At 50.8% G+C, this 17320-nt stretch carries 12 protein-coding genes and 1 pseudogene; 3 read left to right on the top strand and 10 right to left on the bottom strand.

Annotated elements, in window-relative coordinates; all coding sequences use genetic code 11:
• Positions 1 to 20: 20 nt before the first annotated feature.
• A complete protein-coding gene (locus U1H99_RS27535; protein WP_323144829.1) occupies positions 21 to 1784 on the top strand; it encodes a peptidoglycan D,D-transpeptidase FtsI family protein in 1764 nt (587 codons plus the stop codon).
• A 308-nt stretch (positions 1785 to 2092) separates the two neighbouring features.
• Here the strand turns inward: U1H99_RS27535 and U1H99_RS27530 are convergent, their stop codons facing one another.
• From U1H99_RS27530 to U1H99_RS27500, 7 genes are all read right to left on the bottom strand, one after another.
• A complete protein-coding gene (locus tag U1H99_RS27530) occupies positions 2093 to 2620 on the bottom strand; it encodes a hypothetical protein (RefSeq protein ID WP_323144828.1) in 528 nt (175 codons plus the stop codon).
• Complete coding sequence (locus tag U1H99_RS27525; RefSeq protein ID WP_323144827.1) at positions 2617 to 3540, bottom strand: type II TA system antitoxin MqsA family protein; 924 nt, start codon at positions 3538 to 3540, stop codon at positions 2617 to 2619. Before U1H99_RS27525 ends, U1H99_RS27530 begins: the two co-directional genes overlap by 4 nt.
• A gap of 729 nt (positions 3541 to 4269) precedes the next feature.
• Entirely contained in the window at positions 4270 to 5010 is a 741-nt protein-coding gene (qatD, locus tag U1H99_RS27520) for a Qat anti-phage system TatD family nuclease QatD (RefSeq protein ID WP_323144935.1), read from the bottom strand.
• Entirely contained in the window at positions 5010 to 6269 is a 1260-nt protein-coding gene (gene qatC, locus U1H99_RS27515; RefSeq protein ID WP_323144826.1) for a Qat anti-phage system QueC-like protein QatC, read from the bottom strand. The genes qatD and qatC overlap by 1 nt, the downstream gene beginning before the upstream one ends.
• Entirely contained in the window at positions 6266 to 6880 is a 615-nt protein-coding gene (gene qatB / locus U1H99_RS27510; protein WP_323144825.1) for a Qat anti-phage system associated protein QatB, read from the bottom strand. Before qatB ends, qatC begins: the two co-directional genes overlap by 4 nt.
• 260 nt (positions 6881 to 7140) lie before the next feature.
• Positions 7141 to 8556: a P-loop NTPase fold protein gene (locus tag U1H99_RS27505; RefSeq protein ID WP_323144824.1), complete on the bottom strand. Its 1416-nt coding sequence runs from the start codon at positions 8554 to 8556 to the stop codon at positions 7141 to 7143.
• Positions 8459 to 8977 (bottom strand): KAP family P-loop NTPase fold protein, encoded by a 519-nt coding sequence (locus tag U1H99_RS27500; protein WP_323144823.1) that lies wholly within the window; start codon positions 8975 to 8977, stop codon positions 8459 to 8461. The genes U1H99_RS27505 and U1H99_RS27500 overlap by 98 nt, the downstream gene beginning before the upstream one ends.
• 382 nt (positions 8978 to 9359) lie before the next feature.
• Between U1H99_RS27500 and U1H99_RS27495 the strand changes: the two are divergent.
• Both U1H99_RS27495 and U1H99_RS27490 read left to right on the top strand, forming a co-directional pair.
• Positions 9360 to 10430: pseudogene (locus tag U1H99_RS27495) on the top strand (IS110 family RNA-guided transposase).
• A 294-nt stretch (positions 10431 to 10724) separates the two neighbouring features.
• On the top strand, positions 10725 to 11432 hold the full coding sequence (locus U1H99_RS27490) for an IS6 family transposase (RefSeq protein WP_323144822.1): 708 nt from the start codon (positions 10725 to 10727) through the stop codon (positions 11430 to 11432).
• Positions 11433 to 11724: 292 nt separating this feature from the next.
• On the opposite strand, the gene U1H99_RS27485 is transcribed toward U1H99_RS27490, so the two are convergent.
• From U1H99_RS27485 to U1H99_RS27475, 3 genes are all read right to left on the bottom strand, one after another.
• Entirely contained in the window at positions 11725 to 13956 is a 2232-nt protein-coding gene (locus U1H99_RS27485) for a TonB-dependent receptor plug domain-containing protein (protein ID WP_323144821.1), read from the bottom strand.
• A gap of 632 nt (positions 13957 to 14588) precedes the next feature.
• On the bottom strand, positions 14589 to 15323 hold the full coding sequence (locus tag U1H99_RS27480) for a thioesterase II family protein (RefSeq protein ID WP_323144820.1): 735 nt from the start codon (positions 15321 to 15323) through the stop codon (positions 14589 to 14591).
• A gap of 367 nt (positions 15324 to 15690) precedes the next feature.
• Positions 15691 to 17320, bottom strand: a 1630-nt coding sequence (locus U1H99_RS27475) for a thioesterase domain-containing protein (protein WP_323144819.1), incomplete at its 5' end; no start/stop codon positions are given.

Raw genomic sequence — 17320 nt, 5'->3', positions numbered from 1 at the left:
AGTATCTAATAGGGAAGTAAATGAAAAACGTAAAAGAATCGCGTGTTGCTGCCGGCAAGGGCGTCGCATTTTCCAAGAGCCCGGTGCTGGCGGTGCGCCTGCCGGACTGGCGCTCGCGCGTCGTCCTGTTCGTGCTGTTCGCGGCCTTCGCCGCGCTGGCCGGCCGCGCCCTGTGGGTGCAGGCGATAGACAACCAGTTCCTGCAGAAGAAGGGCGCCAGCCGCTACATGCGCACCGAGGAACTGCCGGCCACGCGCGGCAAGATATTCGACCGCAACGGCCTGGTGCTGGCGTCGTCGCTGCCGGTGAAGTCGGTCTCGGCCTTTACCGAAGACATCAAGGGCACGCCGCCGGAAAAGCTGCGTGAACTGGCGCGCCTGCTCAAGATGCCCGAAGCCGAGTTGCTGAAAAAGATCAACTCCAGCCGCAGCTACGTGTACCTGAAACGCCAGGTCGAGATGGACGTCATCGCCAAGATTGAGAAGCTCGACATCGACGGCATTGACACCCGCAAGGAATACAAGCGCTTCTACCCGCAGGGCGAAGTGATGACCCACATGGTCGGCTTCACCAATGTCGAGGACCTGGGTCAGGAAGCGATGGAGCTGGCGCAGCAAAAGGTGCTCGCCGGCCAACCGGGCAGTCGCCGCGTGATCAAAGACCGATTAGGGCGTATCGTCGAAGACGTCGGCATGCAGCGCGAGCCACACGATGGCAAGGATCTCACCCTGTCGATCGACAGCAAACTGCAATACATCGCCTTCAACAGCATCAAGAACGCGGTCGAGAAATTCCATGCCAAGGCTGGCGCCGCCGTGGTGATCGACGTCCACACCGGCGAAGTACTCGCCCTGACCAACTGGCCGACATACGATCCCAACAATCGCGCCCACCTGACCGGGGAACAGCTACGCAACCGCGTAATCACCGACACATTCGAGCCGGGTTCGACCTTGAAACCGTTCACGGTGGCGCTGGCGCTGGATAAGGGTTTGGTTACGCCGACCACGAAATTTGATACAGGCAAGGGCCTCATTATGTTGGGCGGCAAACCAGTCCACGATACTAGTGCGCACGGTGTCATCAACGTTGGCGAGATCATCCAGCATTCATCGAACATCGGTACTAGCAAGATTGCAATGATGCTCACGCCGCAAGAGATGTGGGAGATGTTCACCAAGGTTGGCTTTGGCCAGGCACCGCGCTTCGGGTTTCCGGGTGCCGCTGCTGGTCGCGTGCGGCCCTACAAATCGTGGAGCATCATCGGGCAGGCCAATATGTCGTTCGGACACGGGATTTCGATGTCGCTGCTGCAACTTACGCGCGGCTGGCTGATCTTTGCGCGTAATGGCGATATCATTCCGCTTTCCTTCCAGAAAACTACCGAAAAGCCGGTCGGCCAGCAGATCATTTCTCCCAAGGCCGCGGCCCAGATGCGTACCATGCTCGAATCGGTGGTGAGCCCGGAAGGCACGGCGCCGCAAGCACAGGTTGCTGGCTACCGTGTCGGCGGTAAGACTGGAACCGCGCAAAAAGTGATCGATGGTCGCTATTCCCAGAGCCGCTACGTCGGTAACTTCGTCGGCATCGTGCCGATGTCCAATCCCCGCTTCCTCATCGCCGTCATGATCGATGATCCTATCGGCGCCGGGCACTGGGGCGGTACCGTAGCGGCACCGACTTTCCAGACGTTGGCCGAGAACGCACTACGCGCCCAGAATATTCCACCCGACTCGTCGGTTACCGACATCATCATCCCGGAACATCCCGAGGCGAGCGATTGATGAACGAGACGAACCAGATCTTTCGGTAGCTCATACGATGAGCTAAGCGTAAGTGGCAAGGTCCACTATGGGTCTATTGTGAAAAAGTCGAACGGCAACGGTTTTGGGTCGTCTCAAATATCCAATCGCTTTGAGCTCGTTGAATGGCGGCGGTTCTGGCAAGTCGAGGCTGACAGGATTTTTGTCCGGCCTTCAACTTAGCCGAGTTTTTCAACAATAGGTCGGTCGCGGCCTCAGCCAAAGGGCGGCAATCGGTCAAAAGCAATGGACTCGCCTATCAAGTTTGATTTTGTCTACACCCACTTAGCTTACGTAGTAGTGCTACCTCGGCGTCCCTTGTTAATGGCTTTAGGTTGCTTCCTAGTGCTTCCATTGCTATCCCTTAGGTCATGAAAAGTCACTGTTGGAAGCATCAGAGGGCCGCCAGGCATACGCGAGGTTAGGGTCAAGACTTGGTCACGTAAGGCCGACCAAATGAGCGAGGCTCCGTTCACTGTCGCTAGGTTCTCAGGAGTGTCTAGCTTCTCTGCCCCTTGGAGAATCAATACAAGAGCCTTAGCGTCGATATCAATTGTATATGGCAAATATACTTTGGAGCTTTTAGCTTCGCTATGCTCGTTCCCTACGTTGAAATGCATTGCAACCAAGTAGAGTTGACCATGTTCATGCGTTGTATCGACACCAACAGTCGAAACTTCGGTAGTGATTGGTACGCCGTCAAAAGTAAACACGCTTGTCAGCGGGTTTGGGGCGCTCTCCGGTGTGTGCTCGACATTGTGTTCAACATTAATTTTGTTGAAGACGAGTTGTAGCATCTGAACTGGGCTTGTCTTCATGCAGCTACTCCTCCAATTGCAGCGTCACCAATCGCTGATTCTCCAGCTGCATCTGTGTCACCAAACGGGGAGGACAAATTGTCGTTAAACACGTAGCGCTGTGCCTCGACATGTGCGTCCCAAGCGCGATTCAGTATTGCCCATCCTTCTGTGCAATTTAGCCATTCCGTATCGATTGTAGGGGCCATTCGTCCAAGTAAGGACCTTTTGCGGATTACGGAGTCGGGTGTGAAGCCTCGATACATGTATGCATTTGGTCCACCTTGTAAAGGAGGGGTGCCAAACCATACGTCATCTAGCAAGCCATTAGCCTCGATAATTACGGATTCAAAATCATTTCGTTGAGGGTTAATGCCCTTAGCTTCTGCTTGCATCCTATCTCTCACTTTCTTAGCCTCTGCCTGCAATCTATCTTCCCTTGGCTTAGTCTCTGCCCGCATCCTATCTTCCTCTTGCTTAGCCTCTGCCTGCATTCGGTCTTCCTCTCGTTCCTTCCAAAGGGGAATCTCAACCCCAGCTTTGTCTGCAAGTGTCTTCAATATTTCTGGTCGAGAGATAGCAAGCTCAATAAGAAGCCGGGTCGAAGCGTCGGGGTAAGACTCTTCGTTCTCATAACGAGAGAACGCTATAAGTCCTTTCCCAAAAATCTTGGAAGCTTGTCTCTGTGTTAGGCCGTACCGCTTTCGTAGGGCTATGTATTCTTCCCCCATGAGCTGGTCACCGTAAGACTCTTTGCGAGCTGCCAAACGTCGCAAGTTTTCTGAATGCTGAGTACCGGAGACACTCACTGCTCCGCACTTTTCGCAGCGAGACTCCAGGAGCTGTACTTCCACATTCTGGTTGTTTGGATGGTAGGTTCGAACTACGGTCGACTCCTGCAAAGTTCCTTCTTTGCACACTCGGCAAGTATTCGATTTCATATATTTTCCGTTGTTATCAAAGGTGACAAGAGACCAGCACTAAAACTACCTCTCCCTCGGTGTTCAGAGAGAACTTCAGGTAGACGACCAGTTGAGACGACGGGTTGCGCTCTCCGCGTACTTCGTCTAAGGGCAATTGGTATACGTCGCAAGGATACAACTCACCCCCATCGACCGTGCACCATTCGGATTTCTTGTAGTCGCCGTTCGGCCCCTTCCCGGGCTTTAGGGCGCAAATCATCTGGGCAATCTGAGAATATTTCCAGCTGTAGTGCTCCGTGATGTCCTTACGACATTTGGGAGTAGCTGCCCACAGGTCGTTCTCGATGTCGATGACATTGCTTTTAATCAGCCTCTGCAGTTCCGTAAGGTTGATGAGCGGCCCCTTGCGGATGACGCGGCTTTTTTCAGTGGGCGGGGGAATCGTGCTCGGAGCTCGGCTCCATAGTGTAGGCACATGGTTTATCACGATGATAAATTGAGTAAGTTTGCCGCATGATACCTGATGTCAAGCCAGGTTGCGCAACTCAACACGTTGAAGCACGTTTGATAGGGAATGAGGTGGTGAGGAGAAGAATAAAGAGGAAGACCGCGGAGGGCAGGGATAAGGAGACCCAGAAGGAGCACAGGCTATGTGATGCACTCTCTGCTGCCCAAGCTACACGCTAGGTGATGAGGCACCCGCGGTATGAGAGCGCTTTGACTAACCAGGTGGCTGCGTCATCACGACTATGCCTTGGAGACAAGCTTTGACCGTAGGGCTTGTCCATTGCGCACTAGCTGTTCGTTGGCAGCGCCTGGTGGCATTCTCCAAAGCTCACCGAGCTGACCGGCAACGCCTGCCGCTTCCCAAGGCATGATTGGACCGCTCGCGGTCTTCGCAAAGGGCCCATCGCTTTCAGGTACTACTCGGTCGACCGGAAGCATGGTTGCGAGCTTACGACCGTTCGCAGAAGTTAACATAGCTGGCCCAACGCTGAACCAGCAGCCCATGCTGATGGCCTTACGTAGGACGGAGGCCGAGTCAGTGAACCAGTGCAACACGGCCGTTCCGAACCCAGGAAACTCCTCTAGAACACTCAAAACCTCGTTGGCTGCAGCTCGCGAGTGAATACTGAGCACTCTTCCGCCCAGAGACTGAGCGCGCTCGACAACAGCAGAGAAAATGTGTTTTTGCAGGTCAAAATGTTGACGGTACCTAGCCGAACCATCGATACCAACCTCACCAACTGCCATCGAGTTCTTGATCTGCTGCAACAGCAGTTCAAGCTCAGTAGCTTTTTGGGCAGCAACCTCCGGGTGCAAGCCTGGGGATACGATAATGGTTTCAGTTGGTGGAAGCACCTTGGACGTGGCCGCGAAAGCGCGTGGACTCGTTGTCACGAGCCATGTGAAGTCCATTCTCCGGTTCGCTTCCGCATAAACACTCCGAGCGTCAGGGTACAGGTCAAGATGACAATGAAAGTCCATCATAGCAAGCCATCTCTTTCTAGAAGGGATGCAAGCTCACCGAGGCCGCTTTCAAGCATATATCGGTAGCTCGAGCGTTCAGTTGGCGAAGCAAAGGAGAGCGTTGCGCCGAGCAGTTTGTCGATACCGCCGTTCCGTGCAGTGAGTACAGCTACAGCTACGGCCATTGGGTCGTCGGCGCTCGATTTTCCAGCACTGGACACGTTGCCGAAGCGGTAGGTAGTCCTATCAGAATTTGTACCCCATCGTAGGAATGCAGCTTTCCTCACTATGCACGGAACGCATCGGCCACAGTGAGTACGGTTGTAAGTTCTGAAACGGCCGCAGCTCGTGGTGTTTGAAGCGTACTCAGCCAGCAAATCTTGGTCAGCACACTCGGCCAACATCTCGCCCTTTGTTTTGAATTGATAAGGCATTGTGAGTCGCACGTCCACGCCAAGTAGCGGAAGCACCTCTTGCAGTTGTCTCATGAAGAGAGGGTGTGTTGTCCTGGTGCTTAGGCTAGCCATCCTTCCAGGGAGTAGCGGCGGATTCACACTGATGAAACCATTCTCGGGCACGATAATTTCTGGTTGCGGGACCGATAGGAGCGAAGCGGACAGTACAGCCAAGGCATAAAAAGCCATTGACCTGCCACGAGTCGAAGGCTCACGGCGACCCTTGAAGTCAATCCGGTGACTCCACTGCTGGTGCCAACTACCGCCTCCTAACATCTCAGCATATGCCCTTTGTCGTTCTGAATCTTCGTGTGCTAGCTGAGAAACAAAGATAGGGCGTTTGCCTTGAGCTGTGGCATCGATACCGCCGATGAGACTATCTAGTCCACCTGACAGAAGTGCTACGCAATCTCGGTCACACAACACACGGTTGCCACGTGGAGGCGTTGGTCCGCCATCAGTGAAACGAAGGGTCCAAAAGTCGCCAGTTAACGTTCTCAACATGCTTTCGAGCTTTGGTATCTCACGACTCCAAAGGGTCGGGTCGTTAAGCGTAACCTCTAGTTTGAGCTGACGTGTCCATCCGTCTGCTGCAGTTTTTCGTACAACTGCAAAATCGGCGGCGCAAACAGCAAAGGCGAAAAGTACGAAATCCCAGGTCGCGGTTGAAGGGGAGAAGCCGGCGTTCTCAAGTTGCCGTACCCAACCGTTACCAATCCCGCCAACCTTAGGGTCAGTGCTGCGTTCAAAGAACGTGAACGCTTTGACGTTGTCTGGGATTGACGCGGGTAGTGATTCAAGAGACGAGCATAGAATTTTCATTGGGCACCGAAGATTTCTAATGCGTTGCGAAGAGCCAGGTCCGAGATATCGCGAACAGAGCGTGGCTGACTTGAGTTGCGGACCTTCGTCATCGCATCCCTCACTACAACCAGGATGTAGTCTTGAACTTGCGCCAGCCTGTCTTGCACTACCTGCGCTGAGAACTTAAGTTTTTCGAAGACCCTGCCAAGTTCCAGCTGCACTCGGTTGTAGACGTCGAACGCAAGGGTGTATCCCATCAAGGCCGAGATTTGCTCGTTCGTTAGAGCAAAGATGTCTGTGGTTGGGTCAACCTCATACAGATGGATAATCGCTTGGTTCATCGCGTGCTTTGCGGACTCTTCGTCTACGCTACCTCCAGCTGGAACAATCTGACTGATGACCTCAAGTGCTGCGTCTTGAGCAGACAGTCCGCGGGTACGAGCAGAGGCCACCCAGTCATTAATCGTTGGGTCAGTTCCCTCCCGAACTTGAGTAAGGAAGCCAGCCAGTGCAGCTGCAGCTTGTGAACTCATTCTCATACGACTGGCTGCTTTGGCGGTTCCACCAAGCCCCTTTCGCACAAAGCTGCCTATGGCGCGTGCAGCGTCACTGCGGTCGCCAGTACGCATAAAGCGTCCCATCTGTGTTCTTGCTTCCTTATATCGACCGCTGGGAGCTACATCAGAAGTGGGAGTAGCGCTGTCAGAGGTTTGCTCGTTTGATTCGTCGCTCGGGTCGCTGTCTGCGTCACTCTCAGGAGCTCCATCACCGGCAGGAGGCAGTTGAGTGTCAGAGTTACTGTCATCGATTCCCGCACCAGCACTATCGAGCCAAGGTGGGTCAAAGGGGCTACCGGCGCCGGCGCCGGCGCTTGAAGTTGAGGTACCCATTATTGACACTCCTGCTCAATGACTTTTTTGATTTGCGGCGGCGTATTCGGGTCCGCTAACCACTTTTTTAGAGATTCTGTAGCCCACGACGACGACTTCAGTTGATACACAAGTGCTGGTGCCAGCTGTGCAGTTGGAGCTTCAGCAAGGAGCGCGGCTGCGCGGGGGCCAGCGCTTGGGAAGATACGGCTCACTTCCGTGAGGATGAGTAGCTCATTGGCTTTTTGCCATGTGCGACTAGGTCGTTTTTGCTCCCACGCCCGTGCCATGGCAAGAGCTGCTTGCCTCTCACCTGCGCCACGAATCTTCTCGTCGAGGGCTTCGTTTTGAGCGCGCGCTGCAACCAAGCTGTCACGCAGCTGTTTCCCTTCTGCGCTGAGATCGTCAGTCCCGTAATCACGAACCGTACTGTCACGACTAAGGTGCAGTAGGGCGCGCAGGTCGTAATCACCAAGGGACGGAGTAAGCTGCAGCCACTCTCGAACGAACGGTTTGTCCGAGAAAGGAGCAGATAGCCGACTGTCGGCATCCTTAGCTTCTTCCTCCGCTTTCTTGAGTAACGCGACTCGCCCTTCGTTCACAGAAGAGACTTGCTCTCCAATAGCGTTGGCCAGGTCTACATCGCATCGTTCAAGCAAGTGCCATTTGGCCAACACAGAGACGTCGACATCGATTCCTTGTGGTGTCGCGAGCGCCTTTCGCAAGAAGATAGTGTTGAGGAACCGTTTGATTAGGCGCGGATTTGACTGAACGGCACTTGAGGTCAGAAGTAGCGGTGCAAGCCGTTCAGACAGGCCCATGAGGGCAGTTAGCTCTGACTCGCCACCTGGGGCTAGGCTCTCCAGGAAGGCTAAGTCAACATTCATGTCTTTCCACGTTTCGCGAAGACGTTGTTCGACCTTCTGCTTCGCGTCGTTGAAGTGCTCTGCGGTTATCCGCTCTTCGCGCTTTGCCCTCTCCAAAAATAGGAGAGCAATGTAGGCCTTCGTCTCGTTTGCCCCTAGCCGCGGGACCTGTAGCGGAATCTGGATGAGCTTGTCGAAATAGTTCGTTGCCATGTCATCACTGATGCCTGTTCCTTTAAAGTGAACACGGACAGCCCCGCGGATAAACGTGTCGTCCGCAGCGAGAACAAATGCGCTGCGACGGAGGAAAAGCAGCAGTCGGATTGCCTCAAGTGTCGAGATTGTCGTCTCGGGCAAGCATCGGTCTAGGTCATCCACGAAGACAATGAGCGTTATGTTCAGCTCTTTGAGTAGCTCTTCGAGAGATGTCCGTAGCGCTTGAATCTCATGAGGAAGCGACACAGGCTTAGCTTCATTTAGCAGCCCTTTTGTAGACGCGGGAAGTTCTTTTGCTGCCGACAGACCATCGGAAATAGATTCGTCTTCGACCGCATTGACGAGAGATGTCAATGACTTCCCAATTAGTCCTACGGGGACCCCGGTAACTACGGTAGCGGCGACTTCGCCGCCAAGTTGGACAAGGCGTAAAAGGTTGATGCGCTTCCTGAAATTGTCTATTTTTTTTCAGTAGAGGCGTGTTTTCTTTCGCATGTTTTAGAACTGCGTCACCGACAATCTGCAGAAGAGCAGTCCTTGCGTCCTCAAAGCCTTGGTAGAGCCATGGGTTAAACGTGACGACGACGTAGCGCTCACGCTCCAATGAGAACTCTGACTCAATCATGCGAACCAGAGACGACTTGCCGACGCCCCACCCACCCGAAATACCTATGGAAACAGGTTCTTCGCCGGCACTACGGATGAGCTCAGCACATGCTTTTGCAACAATTCGAAAATTTACGTAGTCAACATTTGTTTCGTTGTCATGCCACATTTAGGTTCCTGAGCAAGGTCGAAGAGGGTTGGGTGCAGTAACAGTGGTAACAGTTAGCCACTAAATTAGCGATTAATGCTTAACAGCAATGAAGTCGTAACGATAACACTATTGTGCCAGGGCTGTGTAAATATCCAGTGCTTTCCCGCTTCAAGGATAGCGGTATGAAAAAGCCTTATGCACCACGACAGGCAGGTGCATCTGCGATTCGTTGTCGGCATTCCGGTTACCTAGGTATCCATTAACCGGTAAAGCCATGACCGTGAAGAAGAAGGTAGAGGTTTCACATTGGTACTAATGGGATGGACGTCCGCTTTCAAAATGGCATGCGAATGCCAGAAAGAGAAGTGATTTCACTTCGTCATCGAAAGGAGCGACCATCATGAAGATCACGACAGTGGGCATGGATTTAGCAAAGCAGGTGTTCCAGGTTCATGGGGTGGATGCGCAGGGCAACGCGGTGTTGCGCAAGAAGCTGGAGCGGTCGAAGGTACTGGAATTCTTTGTGAATTTGCCGCCGTGCCTGATTGGCATGGAAGCCTGCGGCAGTGCGCACTACTGGGCGCGCAAGCTCCAGGCCATAGGGCATGTCGTCAAGCTGATGGCGCCACAGTTCGTCAAGCCCTACGTCAAGACGAACAAGAATGACGCAGCCGATGCCGAAGCTATCTGTGAGGCCGTGACCCGGCCCAGCATGCGTTTTGTACCGATCAAGACCGACGAGCAGCAAGCCATCCTGTCCGTGCACCGTGTGCGCCAGAGTTTCGTGACGGCACGTACTGCCCAGGCGAACCAGATTCGCGGCCTGCTTGCCGAGTTGGGCATTGTGATTCCGCAAGGGATAGCGCACATTGCGAGGCGTGTGCCGCAGTTGATGGAACAGTCGGAATTGCCTGACAGTTTCCGGATACTGTTACAGCGGTTGTACGCGCACTTGAAGTAGCTGGACAAGCAGGTCGACGAGCTGGAGGCTACGATTACACATTGGCATCGCGACTCGGACCTGAGCCGCAAACTGGCTGAAGTACCAGGGATTGGCCCGATTACAGCTACGGCCCTGGTCGCATCAGTCGATGACGCGAAGAACTTCAAGAACAGTCGGCAGCTGGCGGCATGGCTGGGTCTGGTGCCAAGGCAACACGCTAGCGGCGGCAAGTCGGTCTTGCTGGGCATCAGCAAGCGAGGCGACACGTATCTTCGAACACTACTGATCCACGGAGCCCGAGCAGTGATCCGACATGCACAAGACAAGCCAGCAACTGGCTGGCTCAGGCGACTACTGGAGCGGCGCAACAAGAATATTGCCGCGGTCGCCCTGGCGAACAAAAATGCCCGGATCGTATGGGCACTGCTGACCCGTAGTGACCAACGGTTCCGTGCCGGTTCCGTGCCGTTTACGCGCCAGCCAGCGCATAACCGGCACGGTAGAGTACACGCAGCAAGCCAGAACTAGCGATCAGCTGAAATAGGAGAATCTCTCAGGTTGTACAGGTAGGAACGAAGTGATGGCAAAATAGGTAAGACCGTGGTTGAGCAAACCTGCAAGTTGACATGCGCTTCGAGCGCGCGGTACTGATAAGGTCTTAACCAGCGTATCCCATCAGGGACAGAGGCGACGGCCTCAACAAAGTCCGGATATATGGCCGCAACCTTTCCTTCTCGCTGTCACCATTCACTGCTTGGCAAACTGCGGACGTCCATATATGTCAACTTGGCGGAGGCCGTCACGCTTCTCTAAAATTCCGAGATGGCAAACACTCAACTCTATAGGGGCTTCCGTTACCCCCGCGAGATCATCAGCCACGCGGTGTGGCTCTACTTCCGCTTTTCGCTGAGCTTTCGTGACATCGAAGACCTGATGGCCAGTCGGGGTGTCATCGTCACTTACGAGACAATCCGTCAATGGACCCTGCGGTTCGGCCAGCAATACGCTGCTGAGTTGCGCCGACGTCAGCAGCGGCGTGGAGACAAGTGGCATCTTGACGAGGTCGTGCTCACGATCAAGGGCAAGCATCATTACCTCTGGCGCGCTGTCGATCAGAACGGCCATGCGCTCGACGTCCTGGTGCAGAGCCGACGCAATCGCCAGGCAGCCAAACGGTTCTTTCGTAAGCTACTCAAGACCTTGCGATATGCGCGACAGGTTCTCGTCACTGACAAACTGAAGAGCTATGCCGCGGCAAAGGTTCAGGTCATGCCGGGCGTCGAGCACCGCCAGCACAAGGGGCTGAACAATCGGGCCGAGCTGTCGCACCAACCGACACGGCAGAGAGAACAGCAGATGCGCCGTTACAAGTCACCAAGACATGCGCAGCGTTTTCTCTCGGCACATGGTCCGATCAACAATATCTTCCAGTGCCAGCGCAACCGCCTATCGGCGCAACAGTACAGGCACGTCCGTACTCAAGCATTTTTACTTTGGAACGAAGTCACCGATATAACGAAGAACGCGTAATCCGCGATATTTTATTACTCGGGCCGAGGCAAATTCGCCCGGATTATGCAACTCTTCCCGTCGGTTCAACAACTTGACAGTACCAAAATAACCCATAGAGAAAAGAAGATTCATCCTATCTAACTGTCCCTCAAAGTACACGCAGTAGGCTAACATATATTTTCTCACAAAATCAACATCTCGCGGTAATGGCTAAGTTACTCAATGGCTATGGCGTCACCCTTAATGGAGAAGTCCATGCAAGCGTAGAAAAATAGAGCAATGCGCTTCGATAATCCAAATTGCTTTACATTCAGAACTTCACTTCAAGCACCGCACGTACAGTAGGCCTTTCTGGATAACCTAAAGTTTGTCTTGTGCTTGAGCCAACTCCATCTTGATAAATGCTCGATGTCACTGCTCGCTGATTTAGCGAGGTAGACACGGATGTCCGGAACTGCGTCTTTGGATCCAATTTCCACAAAGCATAGGCGTTGATGTCACGAGTTGTGCCAGAATAAATAGTTTGAGTTAGCGAGACGCGTGATGAGTTAACACTCTTGAAAACGAAGTTCGCGCCCGTCGCAAAAGCATTTGCTTTATAGTCGACCCCAAGGTTAGCAGAAAGTGGAACTTGCTCAGCCACCCGATTTTCAGGAAAAGGTATCGAGGCGACTTTCGACCAGTTTTTATTAACGCTTATGCGCATATCTAAAGGAATTTTTTTTCCAATATTTTTGAGTATTGGAAAGCGACTTTCAATCTCTAAGCTATAAGTCCTCGCACTGCCAATATTTTCAGTGGTCGTAACCCAACGGCCATTTTTTTCTAATAGTATTTTATGGCTATAATCTTTTATGTTGCGTGTTGAAGCGCTCACTGAAAACATCGCGTCTTTCGACCAATAATGCTCATACGAGGTGTCCACTCCTAATGCCAGTTCGGGTCGGAGGTGTGGATTGCCTTCCCTATCTGGAGTATTTTGATTATTCTGGACAGCAAATTGATGTAAAGGAATAATATCCTCTAACGTCGGTGCTTTATAAGTACGTGTGACAGCTAAGCGAAGTTGATCATCCTTGCTTTCAAATGGCTTCCACAGGGTCTGAAAGATCGGGCTAAATACAGCCGAGCGAACCGCTATTTCTTCGAACTTCGCTCCTAACGCTCTAGTGTTTATTCCTTCCCATCGGGCGCCGAGGTAGATGGCCGCATTTTCGTGTACTTCCCAATCGTCTTGCAGATAAACTGAGGTCTGATTAATTGCTGAATTGTAGCTGTTTAGCGATAAATTTACGGAGGAATTTTTGATGACATCGTTCTCTTGACTCTTTCGCTCGATGTGACGTAATTCCCAACCCATATCGATTGAATGATTCTTAAACAGTGGCTTCTTTAATTTGCCCATTGAGGCTATATTTTTTTCGCGCGATTTCGATTTTATTACTTCGCTTGCATCTTTATAATCTCCATTAGGGAGGTATGCGCCTGCGTAATCGTTAGACGGCATAGCATATAATCCACTTATTTTTGAATTAAATTCTCCGCCGTTATCTAATTTTTTGGTCCAATTTACCTCGGTGCGAAATGATAAGTTTCTTTTGTAAGTATTATCTGCAATTTCCTTGTTCCTCAATGATAGCGAAGTCCGACCGGTGGTTCTGGTTTGAGCGATACTACTTGTCTTGCCAAAATTTAAAAAACTTTGCCAAGCAATCGTGTTGCCATTCTCTAAGTTCCAAGTTAAGCGGGGTACTATGTTGAAGAAGTCTGTATTAACATTCTTTATTACGCGATAATTTTCGTGATACTCATTTAATAAACCAACGGGAATTGTTTGGGTCAAATATTCGATCTCATCAGTTTTTCCCTCGTGCAATAGATTTGAGATTATTAAGTATGAAAATTTCTCAAACCGGTCGGATAGCTGTATGGTTCCAAAGCCCCCAGTCCAACCTGCCCCACGCCGAGCGTCTAATTTTATTTGGTCTTGATTGTTTTTTATTTTTCGTTTCAATACAATATTAATTGTTCCGGCAATCGATTGAGTCGAAAATTCGGCGGTCGCCGAACGCAAGATCTCTACCCTTTCGATAATACTTGGAGGTATTGAGTCAAGTGAAAAACCTGCCGATGTTCGCTCCCCATCTACCAAGATCTGGGTATAACCTGCACCAAGGCCCCGCATTTGGATTTCTCCGCCGGTGACTGTTATACCTGGAACTCGCTTAAGTACATCAACGATATTCGTCTCACCGTATTTGTTTATCTCCTCTTGCCCAACAATAATCTTCGCGGCCGTGTCGTCACGACGCGCAATATATGTTTCCGAATTCGCGCGTATTTCTACCTTCCGTATATTTTGGGCGGTGCCATCACCTTGTACGCCGATTTTTTCTGCAACTTCCTGCGCTTGAACTGCTGAAACTGGCGCTAAAATGGCAAACACGACTTGATAATTCTTGAAATAAATCATTATATGAGAATAAAAAATGTCGGCGCAATCTAGATAGATACCATTACTAATTGCCGACTGCGAATGCAAGGTAGTCTTGTTGTGTAACGCTTTTGCGGACTTAGATACGGTTTGAAACCGTATCGAAAGCATTTTGTACAATAGCAATAAGCCCAGCGCGATGTAAATCCTCGCTTTGATACATCGCGGCACGGTTCGTGATTCACGGATTTTGTGGTGATAGCGCATCAACCGTAAAAGGGTTAGGTCCTGACTGGTTGCACTGTAGACCGTCCTAGCCCTACAGACCACACACGACCTTGGTAGCGAAATTGAGATGGCGTACCTTGTCCAGCAACGTACGGTTTCGTAAGCCGGATTCCCGAACAGATGCATCTCCTATGGCCAGCACTTGAGCAATCCATTAAGCATCAGCTAGGGAACGCTGGTCGAATCGGCGAGGTTGGAATTTATAGGTTCACATCCATTGCGTCTTGCCAGCGTGGACTTTGAAGTGCCGCTTACTCCCACTAATCTTTTCCGCCTTAGAGCACGCTCACGTGCATTTGGTGCTTTCACTAACAGATAGGCGACGACACCGAGCAAACAGATGGCGTCGCGATGCTGGCAAATTTAGGCGAGCGTAAAGCTCGAGTCGTAAACCATTCAGTCCTGAATATTATTATTTTATTGGGATACTAATTCCATTAGAGCTGCGACGATTATTCAAGAACAAGAGCGATCTTCTCATTTATAAAATCAGCAACTTCGTCTCCCGCAGTGTTTGTAAAAAAATGCCCACCTTTTATTTTTTTTAAATCGAACTGGCTTGTGGTTTCCTTGCTCCATTCTAACGCGTCAAGATGAGTAACATGCTCATCATCCGCTCCAATCAAAACATAAATTGGAGACTTCAGTTCGCTGCATTTTTTATAAGTATAGTTTTCAATCATCTGAAAGTCAGCTCTTATCGCCGGAAGAACCAAATCCATTAGCTCATCATGATCAAGGACTTCCTGAGGAGTCCCAGAATAATTGCTCAATTTCTTTCGCAGCTCTACATTATCAAGCTTGTGAAGATTTTGACCTGATCTGCGTTGACTTGGTGCAGAACATCCGGAAACAAAAATTGCCTGCGGAGGAGGTAAGTTGTTCGCCATAATGTATTTGGCTACTTCGAAAGCAAGAAGAGCTCCCATGCTATGTCCAAATAATACGAACGGTTTATCTAAGAATGGTTTCAACTCAATATAAGCGTCCTCAATAAATTTTTCTATTGACGTGTATGGTGGAGTTTGAAAGCGAGCCCCCCGGCCTGGTAAGCTAGCAACGTAAACGTCTACTTCTGATTTGATCTTTGTTTGAAATGACGAAAAGCATTGCGCCCCCCCTCCCGCATATGGGAAACAAAACATTTTAACGTTATTTTTTTCATCTTTTCGAAGATTGGGGAACATCTTGTCTGCACTATAATAGTGTTTGATCATAGCCTACAGCCTAAAATTAAAATTAAAATTAAAATTAAAAGTTCATATATTTAAAGGATTGCATATAATAGTCTAATTCTTTCATGATTGCAAATTCCACACGAAAATTATCTCACATGAAAAATAAATAAGTATAAATTTATTAAATAATTAAATGTAAATATTTTGCATTATTAGATTGGCGCCCGATGAGAGAATTCGTTCTAATCAGAGAGCGTTCTCAATAATGCTTGGTATAACTTGCGAAGTTTATTTTATTGGTGGATGTGGTATGGCGATCGCTAAGTACTGAGCCAGTTAGCGATCGCTCAAGGTCTTATCGTAAATATGCGTTGCTTTAATCCACTGATCTTATTGCTTTGGAGATTTCAATTCCCAAGTTCTGCACATGTGGCAAGGATATAATGCTATCGTGAGTTCCGCATACGTCAATAATATTTAGGTTCGATGCTAATAATCGAGTCCAAGAGTTTTTAATATGGGAGTTTATAATATTTGATTTTTCCTCTGCATCTATGGCTGAAAACAAGTTTACTTGAATTGCGATCTTCTCTAATTTGTACTTGGATAAAGCTTTAGACATACCGGTTCGGACACCGAGATATCGTTTGAGAGTTATATTGTCAACGTCTCGCGTTATTAATCCCATATCTTTAGACATATCAAACATTTTTTCAATATTATCTTGCGCGATGATTTCTTTTAGTTCTATGTCATGGGCCTCATTGCGAAGCCAATCGATAAGTGTTTGAGTTTCGTTGATTGTGTGGCAGTCGGTTGGAGCACGGTGAGCCGTATCCAATAGTCCAAGGAATTTTATTTTGCTGCCGGATCGGAGAGCTTGTCGAGCTATTTCATAGGCAAGTATTCCGCCGGAAGAATATCCAATGACTATATAGGGGCCATCTCGATTTACACTTTTTATAAGTTGAAAATATCTCTCTGCGATCAGCTCAACCGATTCTAAAGGAGTCTCACCGGGGCCCATGCCATAAGCGGAAATACCGTAAATGGGAGACGAGATGTCGATATAAGGCTCAATTACACGTGCATAGTCGGCTTCGCCGCCAATAGGGTGAATAAAGAAGATTGGCGCGTTGGAACCGGTTTCACGGACCGGAATAAGGATCGAAGTTTTCGTGTTATGGATTGTTTTTGCAAGTTCCGACAATATGGGAGTGAGAAATACCTGACGTACGTGAATGTCAAGTTTAGTTGTGTTGCGCAAGCGCGAGGTCGCTAACACCGCCATGAGCGAGTGGCCGCCCAGCTCGAAGAAGTGGTCGTGGCGGCCAATCCGTTCGATGCCGAGCAGGTCCTGCCAGATTTCGGCAATCGCTTGTTCGGTTGGTCCTTGCGGCGCCTCGTAGGCGCGCACGACGATCGCGGCCTGGTCCGGCGTTGGCAATGCATTGCGGTCGAGCTTGCCGTTGGGCGTCAAGGGCAGCGTATCCAGGCTGACGAACGCACCGGGCAACATGTAGTCGGCCAGTGTCGTGGCCAACTCGGCGCGCAGAACGGCCGCCGAGATTTCCCGGCCCGGCTGGGGAACCACATAGGCGACCAGGCGCTTGTCGCCAGGCTGGTCTTCGCGCGCGATCACGATCGCTTCGCGCACGCCGTCGCAAGCAGCAAGGCGCGCTTCGATCTCGCCCAGTTCGATACGGAAACCGCGAATCTTGACCTGGAAGTCGTTGCGGCCGAGGTATTCGATATTGCCGTCGGTCAGATAGCGGCCCAGGTCGCCGGTCTTGTACAGCCGTGCGCCCGCCTCATCGGCAAACGGGTGGTCGATAAAGCGCTCGGCGGTCAGATCCGGTCGGTTCAGGTAGCCGCGAGCGACACCAGCCCCGCCGACGTAGATCTCGCCGGTGACACCAAGTGGAACCGGCTGTAGGTGACGATCCAAAATATAAATCTTGGTGTTGGCAATCGGCCGCCCAATCGGAATCGAGACCAAATCTTCG

Source organism: Massilia phyllosphaerae, from assembly GCF_034659755.1.
Lineage (GTDB): Bacteria > Pseudomonadota > Gammaproteobacteria > Burkholderiales > Burkholderiaceae_D > Telluria > Telluria phyllosphaerae.
Note: the sequence above shows the minus strand (reverse complement) of the source record. Positions and strands in the feature narration are given on the sequence as shown.

Bases quoted from the DNA above. Each gene is read 5' to 3' on its own strand.
- qatD (WP_323144935.1), bottom strand. From the start codon at position 5,010: ATGGACTTTCATTGTCATCTTGACCTGTACCCTGACGCTCGGAGTGTT.
- U1H99_RS27535 (WP_323144829.1), top strand. From the start codon at position 21: ATGAAAAACGTAAAAGAATCGCGTGTTGCTGCCGGCAAGGGCGTCGCA.
- U1H99_RS27480 (WP_323144820.1), bottom strand. From the start codon at position 15,323: ATGTTCCCCAATCTTCGAAAAGATGAAAAAAATAACGTTAAAATGTTT.
- U1H99_RS27525 (WP_323144827.1), bottom strand. From the start codon at position 3,540: ATGAAATCGAATACTTGCCGAGTGTGCAAAGAAGGAACTTTGCAGGAG.
- qatC (WP_323144826.1), bottom strand. From the start codon at position 6,269: ATGAAAATTCTATGCTCGTCTCTTGAATCACTACCCGCGTCAATCCCA.
- U1H99_RS27490 (WP_323144822.1), top strand. From the start codon at position 10,725: ATGGCAAACACTCAACTCTATAGGGGCTTCCGTTACCCCCGCGAGATC.
- U1H99_RS27500 (WP_323144823.1), bottom strand. From the start codon at position 8,977: ATGTGGCATGACAACGAAACAAATGTTGACTACGTAAATTTTCGAATT.
- qatB (WP_323144825.1), bottom strand. From the start codon at position 6,880: ATGCGTACTGGCGACCGCAGTGACGCTGCACGCGCCATAGGCAGCTTT.
- U1H99_RS27530 (WP_323144828.1), bottom strand. From the start codon at position 2,620: ATGAAGACAAGCCCAGTTCAGATGCTACAACTCGTCTTCAACAAAATT.